At 70.6% G+C, this 18,809-nt stretch carries 18 protein-coding genes and 1 pseudogene; 10 read left to right on the top strand and 9 right to left on the bottom strand.

Translation table 11 applies throughout. The features are described 5' to 3' along the window. Positions 1-182 precede the first annotated feature (182 nt). The 3 genes and pseudogenes from ACIOGZ_RS28760 (at position 183) to ACIOGZ_RS28750 (ending at position 3,140) form a co-directional block, all read left to right on the top strand. A complete protein-coding gene (locus ACIOGZ_RS28760) occupies positions 183-1,529 on the top strand; it encodes a M14 family zinc carboxypeptidase (RefSeq protein ID WP_400988046.1) in 1,347 nt (448 codons plus the stop codon). 300 nt (positions 1,530-1,829) lie between these two features. Further along, positions 1,830-2,618, top strand: a pseudogene (locus tag ACIOGZ_RS28755) (transposase domain-containing protein); the annotation flags it as partial. A gap of 117 nt (positions 2,619-2,735) precedes the next feature. Next, positions 2,736-3,140, top strand: a complete 405-nt coding sequence (locus ACIOGZ_RS28750) for an Lsr2 family protein (RefSeq protein WP_400988172.1) — start codon at positions 2,736-2,738, stop codon at positions 3,138-3,140. A 17-nt stretch (positions 3,141-3,157) separates the two neighbouring features. Here the strand turns inward: ACIOGZ_RS28750 and ACIOGZ_RS28745 are convergent, their stop codons facing one another. The 7 genes from ACIOGZ_RS28745 to ACIOGZ_RS28715 all read right to left on the bottom strand — a co-directional run bounded on the left by ACIOGZ_RS28745 (position 3,158) and on the right by ACIOGZ_RS28715 (position 9,048). Further along, on the bottom strand, positions 3,158-3,718 hold the full coding sequence (locus ACIOGZ_RS28745; RefSeq protein ID WP_400988044.1) for an AAA family ATPase: 561 nt from the start codon (positions 3,716-3,718) through the stop codon (positions 3,158-3,160). A 112-nt stretch (positions 3,719-3,830) separates the two neighbouring features. Then, positions 3,831-4,346 (bottom strand): hypothetical protein, encoded by a 516-nt coding sequence (locus tag ACIOGZ_RS28740; protein ID WP_400988042.1) that lies wholly within the window; start codon positions 4,344-4,346, stop codon positions 3,831-3,833. Continuing rightward, entirely contained in the window at positions 4,280-4,570 is a 291-nt protein-coding gene (locus ACIOGZ_RS28735) for a hypothetical protein (protein WP_400988040.1), read from the bottom strand. The genes ACIOGZ_RS28740 and ACIOGZ_RS28735 overlap by 67 nt, the downstream gene beginning before the upstream one ends. 190 nt (positions 4,571-4,760) lie before the next feature. Next, entirely contained in the window at positions 4,761-5,375 is a 615-nt protein-coding gene (locus tag ACIOGZ_RS28730) for a hypothetical protein (RefSeq protein WP_400988039.1), read from the bottom strand. A gap of 175 nt (positions 5,376-5,550) precedes the next feature. Continuing rightward, entirely contained in the window at positions 5,551-5,904 is a 354-nt protein-coding gene (locus ACIOGZ_RS28725; RefSeq protein ID WP_400988037.1) for an ASCH domain-containing protein, read from the bottom strand. A gap of 42 nt (positions 5,905-5,946) precedes the next feature. Further along, complete coding sequence (locus ACIOGZ_RS28720; protein ID WP_400988035.1) at positions 5,947-8,580, bottom strand: TOTE conflict system archaeo-eukaryotic primase domain-containing protein; 2,634 nt, start codon at positions 8,578-8,580, stop codon at positions 5,947-5,949. A gap of 201 nt (positions 8,581-8,781) precedes the next feature. Next, positions 8,782-9,048 carry a hypothetical protein gene (locus ACIOGZ_RS28715; protein ID WP_400988033.1) on the bottom strand — a complete coding sequence of 89 codons (267 nt, stop codon included), beginning with the start codon at positions 9,046-9,048 and terminating at the stop codon, positions 8,782-8,784. A 158-nt stretch (positions 9,049-9,206) separates the two neighbouring features. On the opposite strand from ACIOGZ_RS28715, the gene ACIOGZ_RS28710 reads away from it, so the two are divergent. Together ACIOGZ_RS28710 and ACIOGZ_RS28705 are read left to right on the top strand one after the other, a co-directional pair. Then, a complete protein-coding gene (locus ACIOGZ_RS28710) occupies positions 9,207-9,773 on the top strand; it encodes a hypothetical protein (RefSeq protein ID WP_400988031.1) in 567 nt (188 codons plus the stop codon). Positions 9,774-9,992: 219 nt separating this feature from the next. Then, positions 9,993-10,553, top strand: coding sequence for a hypothetical protein (locus tag ACIOGZ_RS28705; protein WP_400988029.1), 561 nt, complete (start codon positions 9,993-9,995; stop codon positions 10,551-10,553). 122 nt (positions 10,554-10,675) lie between these two features. Here ACIOGZ_RS28705 and ACIOGZ_RS28700 read toward each other — a convergent pair whose 3' ends face one another. Continuing rightward, positions 10,676-10,837, bottom strand: coding sequence for a hypothetical protein (locus ACIOGZ_RS28700; protein ID WP_400988027.1), 162 nt, complete (start codon positions 10,835-10,837; stop codon positions 10,676-10,678). A 787-nt stretch (positions 10,838-11,624) separates the two neighbouring features. On the opposite strand from ACIOGZ_RS28700, the gene ACIOGZ_RS28695 reads away from it, so the two are divergent. Both ACIOGZ_RS28695 and ACIOGZ_RS28690 read left to right on the top strand, forming a co-directional pair. Then, complete coding sequence (locus tag ACIOGZ_RS28695) at positions 11,625-12,710, top strand: hypothetical protein (RefSeq protein WP_400988025.1); 1,086 nt, start codon at positions 11,625-11,627, stop codon at positions 12,708-12,710. Between the two features lie 99 nt (positions 12,711-12,809). Further along, entirely contained in the window at positions 12,810-13,088 is a 279-nt protein-coding gene (locus tag ACIOGZ_RS28690; RefSeq protein WP_400988023.1) for a hypothetical protein, read from the top strand. Between the two features lie 30 nt (positions 13,089-13,118). Here the strand turns inward: ACIOGZ_RS28690 and ACIOGZ_RS28685 are convergent, their stop codons facing one another. Then, the gene (locus tag ACIOGZ_RS28685; protein ID WP_400988021.1) at positions 13,119-15,254 is read right to left on the bottom strand and encodes a HEAT repeat domain-containing protein; all 2,136 of its coding nucleotides are present in this window, start codon (positions 15,252-15,254) and stop codon (positions 13,119-13,121) included. A 414-nt stretch (positions 15,255-15,668) separates the two neighbouring features. Here ACIOGZ_RS28685 and ACIOGZ_RS28680 point away from each other — a divergent pair, with 414 nt between their 5' ends. The 3 genes from ACIOGZ_RS28680 (at position 15,669) to ACIOGZ_RS28670 (ending at position 18,700) form a co-directional block, all read left to right on the top strand. Beyond that, complete coding sequence (locus ACIOGZ_RS28680; protein WP_400988019.1) at positions 15,669-15,863, top strand: hypothetical protein; 195 nt, start codon at positions 15,669-15,671, stop codon at positions 15,861-15,863. A gap of 164 nt (positions 15,864-16,027) precedes the next feature. After that, complete coding sequence (locus ACIOGZ_RS28675) at positions 16,028-16,306, top strand: hypothetical protein (RefSeq protein WP_400988017.1); 279 nt, start codon at positions 16,028-16,030, stop codon at positions 16,304-16,306. Positions 16,307-16,453: 147 nt separating this feature from the next. Then, a complete protein-coding gene (locus ACIOGZ_RS28670) occupies positions 16,454-18,700 on the top strand; it encodes a hypothetical protein (RefSeq protein ID WP_400988015.1) in 2,247 nt (748 codons plus the stop codon). Positions 18,701-18,809 lie beyond the last annotated feature (109 nt).

Here is an 18,809-nt window from a genome sequence, read left to right as displayed (position 1 = left end):
CTCCCTCTACCAGCCCCCCACCCGGGCTCGCAGCGCCCCCGGTGGGGGGGCTCCCTCCCCGGGTGGGGGGCAGCGTCCGGGGCGGGCCCGGGGGGGGGGCCGCCCCCCCCCCCCGGGGGGGCCCCGCCCCCCTTTCGTATGGAGGCAAACCTCCACCACACATTCATGGGAAAGGGACCGCCATGCACACCGACACCTCGACCGCCGCGGGCCAGGCCGTGCTCAGCGACTGCTACCCCGCACTCGACGAGCTCACCGACGCGGCCCGCCAGCTCACCGCCCGCCACCCCGGCCTGTGCACCCTGCGTACCCTCGGCACCTCCCGTGCTGGCCGCCCCCTGCACCTGCTGACCATCGGCCGCACGGACGACCACGTCCTGGTCGTCTCGGGTGCCCATGCCGACGAGTTCTCCGGCCGCGCCAGCATCCTCGAACTGGCCCACCGCGTCCTCGCCCAACCCGGGCTCCACTCCGCGACGACCTGGAACTTCCTGCTCTGCCTGGACCCCGACGGCGCGCACCTGGCCGAGGACAGCCGCCACGCCCGCACCCTGCCCCACTACTTCGCCACGTTCTTCCGCCCCGCCGCCGAGGAACAGCCCGAATGGGCGCCGGCCATCGGCGCCAACCTGCCCGAAAGCCGCATCCTCCTCGACCTGATCGACGACCTGCGCCCCCGCCTGCAGTTCTCCCTCCACTCCACCGACGTGGGCGGCACCTTCATCCAGACCACCCGCGACCTGCCCGGACTCGCCGAACCCTTCGCCAAGTCCGCCGCCGACCACGGCCTTCCCCTCGACTCCGGCTCCTTCGACACCTTCTGGCTCGAGGAACCCGGCCCCGCCGTCTTCGTCATGGACCCCCACGACATCGACCGCCAGGAAAGTACCACCGGCATGCTCACCGCCCACCCCGGCGACGGAGCCGAGACCACCGAAACCGGCGTCCGGGCCACCACGTGGTTCACCCCCCAGCGCCACGGCGGCGACACCCTCATCATCGAGGTCCCCGTCTGGGCCTCCCAGCCCGACCCTGCGCGCCCCACCCCCGACCCCGGCACCCGCCTTGCCACCTGCGCCGCCCACCTGCGTCGCCACGGACAGGTCATCACCGAACTCCTCGAAACCGCCGGCCCCCACTTGGCGGACACCCCTCTCCTGCGCGCAGTCCATACCCCCCTGACCGCCCTGAACCAACTCGCCGACCAGTGGGACCCCGGCGTCGGCGGCCAGCGGCTTCTGGGCTCCGGCCTCATGACCCCAGCCCGCCTCGAGGGCATCGAACTGTGGGCACACCGCCTCCCGGTGCGTACAGCCGCCCTCCTGCGGCGCGCCCTCGACCCCACCCACGCCCGCACCGCACCGGTCGCCGACCGCATCGACCACCTGCTGCGGGAGTGGATCGGCGAGTACGAGCAGCGCTTCCGCCCGGCCTGGATCCCTGTGGCCGACCAGGCCGCGCACCAGGCCAACACCGTGCTGGCCGCCGCCGAGGTGACCCGCACGAGGCCCAGCCGAGCCGTCCACTGACCACCCCGGTCGACCAGACGTTCCTGGCACCGTGGACACGACGAGACATGACGGCCGTCAGCCCCGCTCGTGTCGACGGCACGTGGGACATGACCCTCGACACCCGCCCTTTCGAGGTGCGCGGCCGGTCGGTCGCGGTTGTCTGGTAGGGCATTGTCAGGTGGTGTCGAGGCAAGGCCACGGAGTTAAGCCCCGCTCGCGTCCGTCAAGAGAGTGATCTCGGCCTGGTTTGCAGGCATGAGGACGGGACCTCCTATAGAGCAAGGGATCGACCAAGATCTGCGTGCTGAAGAGGTCCCGTTGACTGACCAGTCTGCCACCGATCGGCCCGATCGCCTTGGAGGAGGCGGAGATTCCGCTCTCGCCCCAGGCCATTTGGGCGAGCTCACCCGTTACCTTCCCGTCGAACTCGTGGACGCGGTGCTCGAGGAGAACCGTGCCGTGGAGCGTCGTCGACGACTCCTGCCCTCTCGCGTCGGGGTGTACTTCGTCCTGGCCCTGTCACTGTTCCCCGCCCTGGGCTACCTGCGCGTCTGGGACAAGCTGACCGCCGGACTCACCACGCCTGGGATCGCCCGCCCGAGCGAGAGGGCCCTTCGATGCCTGCGTCGACGCGTGGGACCCGCCCCGCTCAAAGCCCTGTTCGAGGTGCTGGCCGGGCCGCTCGCGCAATCCACCACGGTCGGCGTCCGCTACCGACGCTGGCGGACCGTGGCCTTCGACGGATACAGCGCGGTGAAGGTGCCCGACTGCGAGCGAAACCGGGCCTGGCTCGGCAGGATCCAAGCTCGGCTGGGATGGGCCGGCTACCCCCTCCTGCGGCTGATGGCGCTCTGCGAAACCGGCTCCCGCGGTCTGCTCGGCGCGGTGTTCGGGCCGACGAGCGAGTACGAGACCACCTATGCGCGGTGTCTCCTGCCGCTGGTGAACGCCAGCATGCTCGTCCTCGCCGACCGGGGCTTCGACGCGGACGACTTCCTGGCGCACACCGCGGCCACCGGAGCCCAGTTCGTCATCCGCATCACCGCTCGCCGACGTCCTGCCATCCTCGCCGTGCTCCCCGATGGCTCGTATCTCAGCGGTACTCGGCGAGGGCGCCGAGGAAGGAGGCGTGGACCCGCGTTGTCGGAAGGCTCAGCTGCGGCACGAACCGGACGCTACCGCCGCCGGCCCCGCGGCCGCACCCGTATTGTCGGCGATCAATTGGTGCGAACGATTTTGCGACCGATACGATGCGCCGACGAACAAGTTTCTCGTAAGGAAGATCGACCAGTGGTCCAGCGCATCCAGATTGTTGTTGAGGACGATCTCACCGGCGGCCGCGCCGACGAGACGGTCTTCTTCGCGCTGGACGGCCAGCGGTACGAGATCGACCTCGCCGAGGCGAACGCCGAGAGCCTGCGCCAGTCGCTTGCCCCGTTCATGGCCCGGGCCCGCAGGGTCCGCGGCCGGCTTCCGAAGTCCGGCCCGCACCGGCCGGTCCAGGCAACGATCTCCGCTGCGGACGCGCAGGAGATCCGGGCCTGGGCGCGGGCGACCGGCCGGAAGGTCAGCGCGCGCGGACGGCTTCCCCAGTGGCTTATCCAGGCATACAACGGGCGCGCCGCGTAGAACGGGCTGGACTCGGCTCAGGAGACAACGGTGGAGCTGTCGCGGATCCACCTCAACGAATCCGGCTCGATGATCTCCTCGCCCTCGTCGTCGGGTACGTCGAATCGGGCGTAGAAGTCGTCCAGTGCGCTGGCGGTCAGGGTCAGCGCGTTGGCGTCCTCGCGCCGGTTGCGCTCCTGAAGGCGTCGCAGCAGCTCGTCCCTGGGCACCGGGAAGTACAGCAGCCGCCACCGGCCGCCCGCCTCGGCGACCAGTTGCTTCCACTCGTCCCGGTCGTGTCGCAGCCACAGCCCGTGATCGACCACCACATCCCTGCCGGAGGCGACCAGCTCGACCAGGTGCTCGCGGACCTCGGCGACCACCGGCGCCTGCAGCTCGAAGTACCGCTGCTCGGGGTAGTCGACGCCGTAGCGCCCGTGCCGGGCGTGCAACCGCTCGTCCACCGACAGCCGCACCGCACCGGCCGACTCCAGCACCCGGGTGGCGTACGTGGTCTTGCCCGAGCCGGTCAGCCCGACCAGCAGGAACACCGTCGGCACCTCGGCCCCGACGTCGCCAGCCGGGCTCAGCACTGCCACTCGTAACCCTCGTCCTCGTCGTCCCACCGCGCCAGGTCCGTACGGCCGTCCAGCAGGTCGTTGACCTCGTCTGCGGTGAGCTCGCCGAACTCATCGCCGTTCACGTCCACCATCATCCTCCGCCCGCCACCCCGCCTCGAACCATGTCCTCACCCCGCGGGCCGGCCGGCAGAATCGTCGGTGCGCGGCCCTCATCCTGCTCCGCGCGCAGACGGTGCCCGTACGCGGAGAGCACCCCCCGGACGGCCTGGTGCATGGCTGCCTGGACGCTGGCGAACGGCTCCCCGAGCATGCTCACCGCGGGATGCTGGCGCCACACCGCCAGCGGCACCGGGCCGCCCGGCTCGTCCTCGACGACGAGTTCCACACCGTTGTCGTCGCCGTCGGCGGCCGCCTCCACGTTGAAGACGGGAAGCCCCGCCAGCAGGAGCGACTCCACCACCGTCAGGGCGTCCGCGCGCAGGCCCGGAGGCAGCTCGCCCGGGCCGGCGATACAGCGGTCCAGTGCGTAGGCGCTCTGCCGCTCCAGATCCTCTCTCCATCCGCGGGCGCCTCGGCCGGTCACCGGCCCCGGCCCGAGGTAGCCGTCCGTGCCTGGATCATGGCCGTGGTGGTCGGGTGCGGCCACGGAGTCACCGTGCGCGCCGGGGGTGGAGGGGTGGCATCGAAGCGGGTGTCGATCTCGGCCGTCTCGCGGGCCCGGTCGGCCCGGTCTTCGGCGTCCTGGGCGATCCAGCGTGAGCTTTCGTCGTCGATGACGTCGACGATGTCGTGCAGCACCTTGGCCTGCCGGTCCAGGTAGTCGCACCGCTCGGTAGTGCCTCTGCGGTACCCGGCGGCGTCGCGGGCCACCGCCTCCAGCCGGTGAGCACCCTCGCAGGCAGTACCGCGTTCTCGTCGGCGACCAGGGAGCGGGCCTGCTCCACCGCGGTCTCGCCGAGCACGGCCTGCTCCGCCCCGTTTGCGGGCAGTTTGCACTCGACCTCGCTCAGGAAGCCCTTGAGCCTGGCGACCAGCAGCGGCACGGGCGGGCCCTGAGCGTTCACGAAGCGTCTCCGTCGGCCAGCGCGGAGATCAGTTTGGTCGCCGCGGCCTTGGTGAGCCGCGCGATCGCCACCTGGGCGCCTTCCTTCGGACCGCGCGGCTTGATGACGGTGCCCTTGATGGCCTTGGCGAACTGCGCGGTGAACTGCTCGTCGCCGGCTTTCTGGGCCAGGGTGAGCAGGTAGCGGGCCTGGGCCGGGGTGGCGGAGGTGGCGGCTGCGGCCTTCTTGCGCGCCGCGCTCTCCTCGCGCCGCTGACCGTAGTAGGCGTCGTTGTGCGCCTTGCGCTGGGCCTCGGCGGCCTCGCTGCGGTCGACGACCTCGACGCTCTCGAACCAGTCCTGGGTGCCCGGCTGGCGGGTGACCGCCTCCCAGAGGGCGTTCGTCGTCAGCCGTGACTCGTCGACGCCTTCCGTCAGCCCCGGACCCACGAGGCCGTAGTAGCCGCTCTTGCCCCGGGGCAGGACGGTGAAGCCCGCCGGCACGGCGTGGTCCTCCAGCCAGTCACCACCGCACCCGCAATGGGTGGCGTGGTAGCGGCGCCACTTGCTTTCCAGCGGCTCGTATACAAGACGGTCGCCGTAGTACTTCGAATCCCGGATGAATCCTGACACTGCATCAGTCTGCCTCCTCCCGCCGCTGTTGCGTGGCCCGTTTCACCCGCCGAGCGCAATCCGGTTGCCCTCGTCGCCGCCGAGGGTGAGGTTGGGTCCCGTGCCCTGCTGCAGGACCCGCGGCGGGTAGCTGTCGACACGAACCGCGACACCGTCGAGCGGTCGAAGCGCTGGATCAGATCTTCTCGATCGCGATCGCCAGACAGCCCAGCTCCTCTTTCGCCGGCGGGTAGATGTCGCGGATCGCCCTCAGCTGGTCATCGCGCGAGGCGGTGGGGTTCACCGCCTCCACACCTTCGTTGTCCAGCAGCTCCTCGAAGTTCGCGTAGCGAGTCACTCTCGTGACCTGGGTCAATGTGGACTGCTGCCCGCAGCGAAACCTGATCCGCTGGCCCGGCGCGAGGTCGAGCAGCGCGGGGTAGGCGACACGGACTTCCACTCGCTTCCGGCCGGCCGCCACCAGGTCGTAGTACTGCTGGTACAGCGACATCTCGCGCACGCTGACGGCATCTGACGGCTGCTGAATCATCGTTCATCCTCCGGGTATCGGTGGCCAGGGAAGTGCCGGTGATCACCTGGTCGGGTGGGCGGTGTGCCATGCTTCCCAGATCTCGGCGCGGAGTTTTCCTCGGGCGGGCACGTCCATGCTGCGGCTGCGTGCCCAGGCCCGTACCTCGGCGGTCGCCGGCGGCGTGGTCTGTCGTTGCTGCCGGGTGGCGGGCTGCGCCGGGCGTGGGGGTGTGGGTGGCAGCTGTGCGGGCGTGGTCGTGGTGAAGCCGCGGCGTTCGAGGATGCGGCGGCGCTTGTGGTGCATGCGCTCGAGCTGGGGAACGCCGGCGTCGAGGTAATCGTGGGCCTCGACGTGGGACTTCCTGGTCTCGGTGTTGCGCATGATCCGGCCGACCTGCTGGATGACGCGCCCCTTGAACGAGATCGGGCTGGTCAGGAAGAGCGTGTCCAGCCGGGGCTCGTCGAAGCCCTCGCCGGCGAGCTTGTCGATGGCCAGCAGCACCAACGGCTCGTCGGTCTCCTCGCACAGTGCTGCTCGGACCCGGGCCCGCTCGGCTGGAGGCATGCCGCCGTGGAGCATCAGTGGGGTGATGCCGTGCGGCAGAAGCGCGCCGGCGAGCTGGTGGAGGTGTTCGACGCGGTTGGTCAGCGCCAGGCTGCACCGGCGGCGCCGGGCGGCGTCGGCGATGTGGTCCGCGATCAGCTCGTTGCGCGGGGCATGGTGGGCGAGCTCGTTGTAGATAGCCTGGATCGACGCCCCGTCGTTACCCGGCTCGTCGGTGGTGAAGGCCGTGGAGTGCACGATCAGGTGCTTGGCGAACGTGCTGGCGTCCTCGATCTCGTGGCGGATCGGGCCGCACTGCATCGTGATCAGCGGATCCATCTGGTCCGCGCGGTACGGCGTGGCGGACAGCCCCACCCAACGCGGCACCTTCGCCGCCCGGATCGCGGCCTCCGCGCCGGGCGCGCCCGCGGCATGGCACTCGTCCACGATGACCAGCCCGTAGCCGTCGAGCAGGTCGTCGGGGGCGTCCCGGTGGGACAACGTCTGCAGCATGATCAGGTCGACGACCTGGCCACGGCGGTCCTTGCCCCCGCCCAGGGAGCCGACCTGCGCGTCGCCGAGGTCGAGGAACGTCGCCAGGCGTTCCTTCCACTGTGCGAGCAGCTCGGAGCGGTTGACGATCACGGCGGTCGGCGTGCTCTGCTGGGCGATCAGGGCGCAGGCCATGACCGTCTTGCCGGAGCCGGGCGGCGCGACGAGGGTGCCCGCCCGGTGGTCGGCCATCGCGGACACGGCCTGCTGCTGAACGGCGGTCAGCTCGCCGATGAAGCGGGCGGTGATCGGCGGCGGATCGGGGAGTTCGCTGACGATCTCCAGGGTGCCGCCGGCAGCGGCGATGAGTTGGGCGGCCTCGTCCGCCAGGCCGCGGGGGATCTTGAGCCACTCTGGGTCGGTGGCGTCGAAGCAGCAGACGAAGCGGGGGGTGTTGAAGGTGGAGAAGCGCTGGTTCTGCTTGCGGTAGAACTCCGGGTCGTGGAACGCCGCGGTGTGCTTCAGCGCGGCGAGCAGCTGCGGGGACAGCTCTGCGGTCGCGATCGCCAGCATCGCCGACAGCCGCGCCTCGACACGCGAGGGCGCCTTCCCAAGGGCCGCCTTGCGGCGGGGCCTGGGCCCGAGCTCCGGGACGGTCGGTGAGGGGCCGGCCTTGACCTGGCCGAGCTTGTCGACGAGAGCCTCGACGTCGGCCGGGGTCAGCCGTTCGGTCCGCGAGAGGTGGGCGAACTGGTCCGGGTGCGGCTCCCAGGTGTCGGGGTCGGCGAAGACGGTGTTCCCCTTGGCGCGGGAGACGCCTTGCAGCGGTAGGGCGATCAGGCTGCCGAACCGGAAGCTGCCCTTGGCCTTGATCGGTAGGAAGTCCTGGGCGGGGAAGAGCCTGTCGTAGCTGGACAGCGCCATCTGCCCGCGCGCGTCGATCGCCCGCCGCAGCAGTGCCATGCCGAGCGCCCGGGCGCTGGTCGCGGCGACCGGGGCGGTGAAGAACGTCCATACGTGCGCGCCGGCCCCGGAGCGGGAGACCTCCAGGAGGGCGGGGACTCCCGCGTCGCGGCAGGCCTCGACGTACGCGGCGGCGTCACCGCGCCAGTCGCTGCCGTCCTTACCGTCGAAGTCGCAGGCCAGCAGGCGGCAGGTGTCGTCCGCCAGCAGCGGGTACAGGCCGAGGTGCACCTCGTCGCGGCCCTGCCGGGACGGGTCCAGGTGGTGGTACACCGTGTCGTCGGTCAGCGGCCAGAACACCCGGTCTTCCTCGGCCTTGTTCCTGTCGAACGGGTTGTCCTCGGCCGGGCTCCAGCCGGTTCGGCCGGACTTGGCGCTCACCCACCGCTTCGCGTAGACGTCCTCGCGCCCCGCGAACAGCGCCCGGAACAGGGCGATCTTCGCCTCCGCGCTGGAGGAACCGTCCGCGTACGGCAGCCCGTTCGCCCCCGTGGCCGGCACCACCGGGCCCGGTTCGGGAACCGGTGGCAGCGACGTGGCCCTGACTGGTGCGCCGCAGCTCAGACGGCTTCGCAGGCGGGTGTTTTCCGCTTGTGCGCCAGCGAGTTCCTCGCGCAGTTGCGCGTTCTCCTCGAGCGCCATGTCGAGGCGGATACGCAACTCGTCGGGGTCGAAGCAGTCGGACCAGTCCTCCACACCTGTCATGATCCAGACTGCGCGGGCGCCGCGCAGCCGAACGCGCCAAGTTCAGCCCCCGCCTCCGTCGCCCGGCGGCATCCGGTCGGCGGCTGGCCTCCTTGCGGAGCGACCGTCAACGGTCTGCTGATCGGGCAGAGCAAGGTCTCAGGCCGGGACCAGCACATGCGATCCCGCGGTGAGCGCGGTCCCCGGCCCGCGTCAGCTGCCGGGAGCCAGCTGCTGGCGCAGATACGCGCTGGCCCGCCCCTTGTCCTTGCCGCAGGCCAGTGCCGGGTAGTTGCCGGCCAGGGTGGCGAGGGCCGCGATGACGCCGCGCTGGTAGTCGGGCGGCATCGTCTCGATCTCGTCCAGGAGTGCGTCGGCGTCCTTGCTGAGAGCGGTCAGCACGAGTTCCTGGGCGGTGCGCTCGTTCTCCCCGATGTCGATCAGGAAGCTCTGCAGCATGGAGGGGTCGGGCTCAGTCATGGGCGGGATTCTCCCACCAGAGGCAGTAGGGCGCGCAGTCCCTTGCGTCGGTCCGCACGCTCATGCGTTCAGGGCAAGCCTCGTTCATCGCCTGGCGCTGCCGGGGCCCGGCCGGACAAAGTGGAGCCTGTCAAAGTTCAAGAGGCTGGGGAGTGTTGGTGGACGCTAAGTTGTTCGACGGGCTGGTCAGAGCGTCGAAGGCGGCTCACGTCGCCATGTGTGAGCAGGGCTTCACCACCGTTCCGCACGTGTACGTCGTGGACCAGGGCCAGTTGGTCGCCCGCGTGCAGGTCCGGCCGATGCATGTCGGAGAGGACGCGCTCTCCGCCCTGGGGGAGATGTCCACGCTGGTGGCGGCGGCCGAGGCGGACGAGTTGCTGTTCGTCTGGGAGACGCACGACATCGCGGTTGCCTGCAACCTGGTCCCGCTCGGGGTGTGGCCTTGCCTGAACGCTCTGGTCGCCACTGCGGCCGGCCACGTGCTGCACCAGTTCCCCTACGCCGAGGCTCGCGCCGGGGTGCTGCCGGACGGTCGCGCGTCGGTCAAGCCGTTGTGGAAGATGCCTCTGCGCCCGGTGCCCGGAGCGGAGCTGTTCCCGCCGGTCCAGGGCGTGGTCGACTACGCGTTCGTCCCGTTCGAGGGCACCGCGGCCGGCCAGGTACGCGCGGCGGCCGCCTACCTGGAATCCGAGGGGTACACGGTGAACTTCTTCGAGCCGGCTTGATCGACGTCAGCTGCCCGCGGGCCCGACGGAGCTCGCGGACTTCCGCGGAGCACGCGTGCAGGCGAGACCGGGGATCTCCTCGTAGAGCGTATTGCGTTGGACGCTCAGCAATCTGGCGACGCCGGTAATGGACTGGTGGGCGTCGGGTACCTGTTCCCGGATCAGGCCGTGTGTTCCGGGGACGGCGCGGCCTGCAGAATCACCTCTACGCTGTCGCGGGTGAGGAACACGAAGGCATTCAAGGAAGCAGTCGCCGAGACCCTGGCGGCGCTGGCCCGTCGAGGAGTCACCGTCCGGCCCGGGGCGGTGGAGGACATCATCGAGGAGAGGATGACGGGGGTCGCCCAGCAGTTGGGTGTCCAGGTGCGTTCTGCCTGGAGGTACTTCAACGCCGACGCACTCGCCGATGCCATTGCCAAGCGGTACCAGGAAGTGCAGGAAAGCGCAGAGATCGACGCAGTAGGACAGGCGCCGATGCCCCCGGTCGACAACCCCGAGCTGGCCCTGATCCTCGCGGGCGTGCCAGACTCGCTCGTCGAGTCGGGCGGTGACCTCTACAGCGTGATCGTCAATGTGGCGGTGAACGCTTGGATGGCCGGCCACATCCACGGAGAAGACGGCTGCACAGGATGCGAAGGCTCCCGCGGTGACACCGGCCACGACTGGGACGCCCGGATGGCGACCATTACTTCGCTCAAGCCGGACATCACCAAGTGGTTCGACCGGACGGCGTGGACTGCCGCGCTCCACGACAGTGGGTTCAGCGTCGAACGCCGCTGACCGGCGGCCAGCCCAGTCACTGTCCCGGACCAGGGCGACGGTGCACAGGACCCCGCCCTGGTCCGAGTCGGGCAGCGTTCGGTAAACGCCGTCGGCGGAGGTCCGAACGGCGGACTTGGTCCTCAACCAGCGGGATCGGTGACGCGCCGCCCCAGCCGCCACCGTCCGCGTTCGACTTCGCAGAAGGCCGGGTACTGGGCCAGGATGTCGAGGACTTCGGCCATCCGCGCCTTGTGCCCGCTGCTACCGGTGCCGATCTCTTCCATGATCCGGGTGCGGTTCATCGGGTCGGGCGCTTCGGCGAGCAGGCGGGCGACGTGGTGCAGCAGGCTCTCGCCAGGTGTACCGCGTTCCGCCTCCCGCCGCAGCCGCTCGCCCTGGCCGTGCGGCGATCACATCCGAGGTCAGTGCCGAGGTGTCGAACAGTGCGCACCGCAGGGGAGGGGGACTGGTAGGTGTGCGCCGGGCCGGAACGCCGGAGAGCGGGGGCTGGGTCCATGCGCGCTGATCGTAGGGCAACCGGTGCGGCTCGGGGTCGTCGGGTCGAAGCGGATGGCGGGAAAGCGGTGGATCGGTGGCGGACGTGGGATCCGGTGCCGGTCGGCGGTGTGACGGGAGCCGTGGACGCCTCGGTGCCGCTCATGGTGACCTTGCACCGCGCCGATCTCGGGCCGACTCGGTTGACTTCTCCGTGTTGATCGCACAGCAAGGTTGTAGTCGCGGGAACCGTTCAATTCGGGCTCAGGATATGGCCACAAAGGATGAATAGGGCCACTTGTCGTGAAAGTGGCTTAAGCGGACAATGGACTCGTTCGCGCTGGACTCTCGGAAGTGCCGGATGTGAATACTGATCCACCGAGAGGCAAGCCGCCTCCCGGGCCAGACGAACTGCCAGGCAGCCTCAGTCCGCGCCAGCAGGCTCTGAACGTACGTGCGTTCAGCGCGGTAGTCGCCAAGTTCAAGGAAGCACTCCTGGAGGGGCCGGACGCTCTCGCTGTCGCCCGTGACATCGTCGCCGCCTTCGCGGACAGCGAGGTGTCCGGGGGGCCGACCAGGAGTGACGTCTGGACGTTGATCAGCGAGCAGCGCTCACCCCAGTACGGCGAAGGCTTCTTTGGCGCTCGGTGGGTGGTCTTCGAGCACTACGGGGCGATCCAGCCCTACCTCGCCAAGAAGCACCAACAGCGCTACGCGCTGCACCCCGCCGTTGGGCCGGCCATTCTGGTCCATGAGCGGTTGCGCCGACACCGAGGCATCGACGAACTGGCGGCGCTGCTCGACGAGACCAGATCCTTGATCAAGCAGCGCTCCCGTGACCGGGCCGCCATCGAGGCTGGCCTGGACTACTGCCGACAGATGTTGAGCCTCTACGCGATTCACCTGGAGCGGCTGGTTGCCGTCGCCAGCATCCGAGAACTGGCCGAGGAGCAGCGGGAGCACAACTTCCCGGGCCTGACCGAGAAGGTGGAGTTCCTCAACAAGGAAGTCTCCGATCACTTCCCGAACGATCACGCCCTCGACTACCAGGCAGTAGCGCTGCTGAACGCCGAGCAGCGCTACCAGCGGGCGCTGGCAGCTGCCATCCAGCGGATCGTCGAACAAGGTGGACGAACCCTCGACTTTGCCGTGCTCAGCGCGGAGGAATACCTTGAGGCCGCCCGGCACGCCCCGCTGGCCCTGCTCGGTCAGTTCGGTGCCGATCTTGTGGCGGATCCGCCGACCGTGTGGATCGATGCGGGCATGCTGATGAAGGCGGTCGAGGAGTTCGCTCCCTACACCCGGCTTCGGCGCCGCCCGACCATGCCGCAGGTTCCGCCGGAGCGCGACCCCGTACAGCGGATCGGCGAGGCCCGGGTCCGCGAACGCAGCCGTCAGGACCACCTGGCCGAACGTGTCCTCGTGGAAGGCGACCGCGCGGATCTCACCGCCGAACTGCAACGGTCCCGCTGGCCGGCCGCCGCCCGCCTGCTCGCAGACCTGATCGGGCTCGACGCAGACCCGTACGCGCCGTACCGCCTGGAGATCGGCATCAACCTGATCGTTGACCGCATCGGTTGGGTCACCTACCTCCACCCCGTCTACCTGAACCGGCAGGATGCCAAGGCACCAGAACACCTGCACCGCCGCGGGCACAAGGAACACCATGGAACCCCCTGACCCCGCCTATATCCTGGCCACCGCCCGTGCCCAGGGCCTGGTCGACACCCGAAGCCTGTCGACACAGACCGTCGAGGCCGCGCAGCGCCGGGCCATCGCATGCGCAAGGCCGTGCACTCGGTGTTCGCCGCCAAGGGGCAGAAGGCCGACATCGAGGGCGTGGAGGACGGGACGTACGAGGTGTACGTCTCCTACGGATCCGACTGGGACACCGAGGCCAAGGGCTTCACCCTGGACTGCGAGTACAGCAAGTTCGACGACACATTGGCGTTCGAGACCGGCCGGACCGCGACCTCCTGGACCATCACCCTCCAGCAGACAGCCGACGGCAACGCCAAGACCACCGACGTCGAACCGAACGCCTTCCCCCAGCCCTAGACCGTGGTGCACCGCCGCCACCTCATCCGTTCAGGTCAAGTGCTTGATGACGGCCCGGCCGGCGCGCTGCAGTGCCTCGTCGTCTTCGACGCTCTTGAAGAAGCCTCCACTGCGGCGGGCCAGGGCAAGTTCCAGGCGGATCCGGGGAAGGGCGGGCGCGGCAGCGGGGCCCATCCGCTGCAGGCACTCCAGTACGTGGTTGCCCGTCGAGTCGTTCTTCTCCCACCCATCCAGCAGTACGGGCAGGACGGCCTCGGCCTCGGCCGGGCCGCCGATGTCGTAGATCGCGGCGGCGGCGTGCGTGCGGGTCAGCACATGGCCGGCTTGGAGCATTTGCCGCAGGCGGGGCAGTGCGTCGGCTGCCGGCGCTCCGATCCGGCCGAGGACGTCGGCGGCGTCGCTGTCCTTGCCGGTGTCGAGCAGGGCGGTCAGCAGCGGCACGGCCTCGGCGGGGTCGCTCTCGATGTGCCACAGGGCCTTGGCGGCCGCGAAGCGCAGGTTCGGGTCGTCGGTGTCGGTGAGCGTCCGGACCGTCTCCAGCGCGGTTGCGGCGGCGCTGCCGATGGAGCTGAGCGCGAGGAGGGCCACGGCGGCGGTGTGCCACTGCTCCTGCTCGACGGAGGCGGTGACGGCCGCGGTGAGCACGGGTACGGCCGCCGGGTCGCCGAGCCGGCGAAGGGCAGCGACCAGCGCTCTGACGTCCGACCGGTACCAGTCCTGGGAGAAGTCCGCCTCGGCCAGACGCCGGGTCAGCCTCGGCAGGAGTTTCCCGGCGGCCTGGGGCAAGTGGCCGGCGGCCTGCACCGCGCGCCAGGCATCGGTGCCGGTGTCGAGCGCCGTCAGCAGGCCGGGCAGGGCCCGCTCGTCGCCGAGGCGGGCCAGTGCCGTGACCGCCTCCTGGTGGGCGCGGCGCAGCAGCGGGTGCGGTGTGTCCCAGACGTTCTGGCCGTGGGTGGTGCGGTGTGTTTCGGCGAGGGTGGCGAGGGCTTCGCGTGCGGGTTCGGCGAGGGCGGCGGGGAGTTTGCCGAGGGTTTCGGCGGCTTCGGCGGCGGTGTACGGGTCGTTGGGGAGCAGGCAGTCGGCGAGCAGGAGGACGAGGCCGGTGTGGTCGCCGCGCCAGGAGCTGATCAGGTCCCAGGTCATGGCGATGGCGTCGTGGCGGGTGGCTGCATCGGGGCTGCGGAGTTGGGCGGTGAGCAGTGCGGTGCGTTCGGACAGGCGCGCGTCCAGGATCCGGTGGAGGGTGGTCAGCAGTTCGGTGGTGGGGGCGTGGACGCGGCCATGGCGGTCGAGGTCGGCGAAGGCGGCGGCGATCTGCGGGGGGACGGTGTGCTCCGGTGCCGGCGTGGTGGGGTTGTCCGCGCAGGCGCAGGGACCGCAGTGCGCCGGCCGGGCCTTGTCCTCGGGCTCGGGTTCCGGTGCCGGTTCGGGGGTGAGCTGCTGGAGCAGGCCGGTCGCTGTCGGGACGAGGCCGGCGCCGATTGACTCCGGTGTGCTGGCTGCTTGGTGGACGAGGGCGGCGAGTCGGATGTCGGGGTCCAGCGCTGGGTCGCCCGCCAGGGCGGTGAGCCAGGTCGTCACCGGGCCGAACGCGGCCGGCAGCCGCTGGGCCAGTGTCGCGGACGCCTTGATGAGCAGCAGCCGCTCCGCGGTGCCGCTCTCGGCCGCCAGCCGGTCGCGCAGCAGGGCGAACGCGCGGTCGGCGTCGTCGAGGAACAGTCCCAGGGCCGGGACGGCGGCCCGCCGCACCTGCGGGTCCGGGTCCGCCGCGTGGCGGACGAAGTCCTCGGCGCGCTCTCGCAGCTGAGGCACGACCTCCGCATGGGGCGTCGACGCGTGGCCGGACGGGCTGTAGTAGACGCCGTCGGGGTCGCAGTCCAGCGCCGCGCTGCCGATGCTGAGCACGAGGCGGATGACGGCCGCGCGGTCGGGCGTCTGCGGATCGTCGGCGAGCGCGAACAGGAACGGCAGGCTCGCCGCCGTGCACGAGTAGACGTCGCCCTGGTGGTGGGCCGAGCCGTAGAAGCTGCTGAAGGCGCCCTCCCGGACGTCGGGGTCGGGCGAGGCCATCTGCTCCAGCCACAACGGGACGTCGTCGGCCGGACCGTAGGCGTGGCCCATGGACGACCAGTCGACGCGGTCGAGGCCCTCAAGATTGTTGATCATGGGTGGCACGGTGGCACGGGGCACTGACACAGCCACCAGTGCACCGATGGTGCGATCTGCTGCTCGGTCAGGTGGAACCTGTCCGAGGACGGCGTCACCGCTTGATTGCCGTGCAGTACCCGGAGCTCTCATCAGCAACGCGGTCAGCATCGTTGGAGCTGCCGAGCTCGATGTTCGGCGTGGCTCGGGGGCGCACCAACCAGCGCGCCCGAGCCGCGTTGCGTCCTGTCACCAGCCGATCCGGGGACGTAGCCCCGCCCGAGGCAGGAGAATTCCAGCACGGCCATCGACCACTCCGCTCTCACCGACCCGACGCTGGGGTACTTCGGTCTCCTGCCCGAATCACCCACGAAGGAGGGGCCGGACGGCCGGACCCTGCGCCGCCGCTGGGCCCTCACCGGCACCGCACCGAAGGTGCACGGCCACGCCCAGTTCGAGGTCGCGTACGTCCCTGACGACGGCACCCCGGACGGCGCGGTCGTCCACGACTGGGACGAGGCCGTCGGCCTCCTGCCCGCCTGCCTGAGGGTCACCGGCTGGACGTACTGGTCCTGCCACGAGGCGTACGAACGCCTCTGGGAGGACCGGGCGAACACGGCGGTGAGGTAGGAACGCGGAAACCCCGTAGGGGGATCGAGACCCAAGCGGGTCAGGGCGACATGACGGTCCGATCGGGGCCTCGGCAGCACCCGGGGTGACCGTGTGACCGGCGTCCGCTGAGATGCCGCAGCACGGTCGGCCACAAACCCGAACAAGCGGCGCACGACGCGCTGGTGGACGCCGTCGTGTTCACCCGGCCCGCCCACACCTCGCTGGCGCTGGGTGTCACCCCGATCCGCCTCACCCGCACCTACCACCCTGCACCGGGCCGGGTCGACGCCGGGGCGGTGGACTACTTCACCGCGCACACCGACACCTGGCCACCGGACCCCGCGGAGGCCTCGTTCTTCAGCCTCGATGCCGACGCCCGCGTCCACCGGGTCGTGCACGCCGCCTGGGACGACCAGGACCGTGCGGCGGCCAGTTCCACCTGGCCCGAGCACGTGCCGTGAGGTGATCTTCTCCGGCAGGTTCGGCTGGGGCCACATCCAGTAGATCCGCCAGCCGTCGCGGGCGAGGTCGCGCACGGCCTGGTGGCCGGTGTCGGCCCGTGGGTCGAGGGCAGGGCGGTCGAGGGCGGTGTGTCCGAGCAGGCGGGTGTGGACACACGCACCGGAATCCCGACCCTGCGCGCCACCGACGGCCCCGGTAAACATCTCACCCTGCGCGCCGACGGCCCCGGGCGAGTGCTCATCCGCGCCACGCAGGGCGATTACCGCGCCGCCCGCGCGCTCCTCGACGGCCTCGGCGCCAGGCTGCTCGACGCAACCCCCGACGAAGGCGAACAGGTCGCCTGGCGACAGACTCGAAACGAGCTCGCGGACGAGGCGCCGCAGTGGAGCACCGCGTTGCGCCGGATCGGCCTGTTCCTGGAGCGGATGCCGGACTGGAGTGTGCGGGCGCCGTCCGCGGCCGAGACCGAGGTGCCAGCGGACCGGATTGCCGCCCGCCCCCACGGACCGGCCGTCCCCGTCCGTGTGAAGGCGACCGTCGCCGTGACCAGCTGGCGTGGAGGCGAAGGCCGTTCCACCATCGCGTTCGCTCTCGCCGAGGAACTGGCCCGGGTCGGTTCCAGCGTGCTGCTTCTGAGTGCCGACGAGTTCGCTTGCCAGGCGCTGCAGCGCCGAGGCGTCACACCGTGGCCGGCAGACAGCCAGACCCAGGGCCCGGAGCGGGGCATGGTGGCGGTGGCCTTCTGGGATGAGCGCGGCGACACTGTTCTGGTGGAGCAGGCCCGGAAGCAGGCCGACGTCGTGCTCCTGGACACCCAGTTCGACTACCGGCCCGGGACCGTGGCGGTGGACGCCGAGGTCGCCGTCTCCCGCTACCGAGACGAGCACTGGCAGGGCCACCTCGTCGACGACCAGAGGCCCCGCCTCATCCGGGTCCTGGAATGGTTCGACGAGCAGTTCACCCACTACCGCGACGCCGCCGACGGCCTGGTGGAGCCCGGCGAGCGCGAGCTGCGCGACCTCCTCGCCTACCTCGACGACAGCTTCACTGCGTACGTGAACGGCCGTGCGCGCCGCGGTGAGGCCAACGTGTACGACCGGGCCGTACCGGCGGACGTCGACGGCTTCTGGGCCATGGACTACGAGCTCGACTACAACCGGGGCGAGGAGCGCCTGCCGGCGGAGGACCAGCAGCCCCTGGACGAGTGGCGGGCGCAGTTCCTCGCGTTCATCGACGCCGACGGGCACGAGCGGCATCCCGCGCTGTGGCCGCTCGTAGCGAGGCAGTGGGCGGACCGGAACCGGCGCCGGAACCTGGAGCACCTCCAGCCCCGCCAGCCGTCGGCCGCCGAACTGCACCACATGATCGAGGAGTTCCTGCCGACCATCGCCGACGAGGCCACCCGCAGGTGGGGCAACGACCTGGCCGACATGAACGACCTGTTCCGGTCGGCGGTCATCCACCGCTGGCTGGAGTCGACCTTCACGGTCTTCGCCGACCTCAGGGCCGCAGCCTCCAGGGACGCCTTCACCACGTTGCTGCTCGTCCTGGACCTGCGCTTCGCCGAGTACGCCGACCGGCGCCTGGACCCCTACCCGGTGTTGTCGGGTCCGGCTGCCGGGACCGCAGGATCGTTCGGTTCCTCACCCGGCCCGGGCGCGGCAGCGGTGTGGCGCCGTGGCATGGACGACGGATCCAACGACGCCTGGTGGTCGGCCGATCAGGCCCTGAAGAGCGGCGCACCGATGCCCGAGGAGGACGAAGGGCCTCTCGATGCGTGGCGGGCGGAGTTCATGGAGCAGATCGACGCCGACGGCGCCCGACGCCATCCCGTTCTGTGGGAGCGGGTCCGCAGGGTGTGGGCGCCGCGCAACCGGGAACGCAACCTCGCCGACCTGGCCGCCGATGAGCTCGACGCGGTGGAACTCCAGCCTCTGATGGAGGAGTTCGCCGCGGCCATCGCTCCCGTCGCCGACAGTGCGTGGGGACCGCTGTGGCAGGACGCCGCCGAGGCATGGACCAGCGGTGCGGCTTCACCGCTGGACTCGATCGGCAACTACGACGACCGGGTCCACCTCGTCCCCGTCGACCGCGAGCCGGAAGAGACAGCTGCGCTCGTGGAACAGGAACTGCGACACCGCAGCAGCCCGCACGCGGTGACGGTACTGGCCGTCAACGCCGCACCGAAGTCCCTGGCACCGCAGCGCGTCAGTGCGGTGTCCGAGGCCCTGCGCACACGCGGGCTCGCGGGCACGGCCGTCGTCCCCCAGTCCGACGCCCTGATGTCCGCGCTCTTCGACGCACCCGGTAGCGTCCGGTCGGCAGACGGCATCGCCAACCTCGCCCGCACCCTCACCCAGGCCCTCGCCAGGCACCGCCGCCACGGCGCATAGCCACGCACCCGGACCGGCCCGGGCACGCGCCCGGGCCGGTGAAACCGCCGATGGTCGACGCAGGCACCCGACCCGCGAATGATGGTGCGCCCACACTCACCGCGAGGGT

This window comes from Kitasatospora sp. NPDC088160, assembly GCF_044741445.1.
Taxonomy (GTDB): Bacteria; Actinomycetota; Actinomycetes; order Streptomycetales; family Streptomycetaceae; genus Kitasatospora.
The sequence above is the reverse complement of the archived record's forward strand: the minus strand, read 5'-3'. Positions and strand labels throughout refer to the sequence as shown.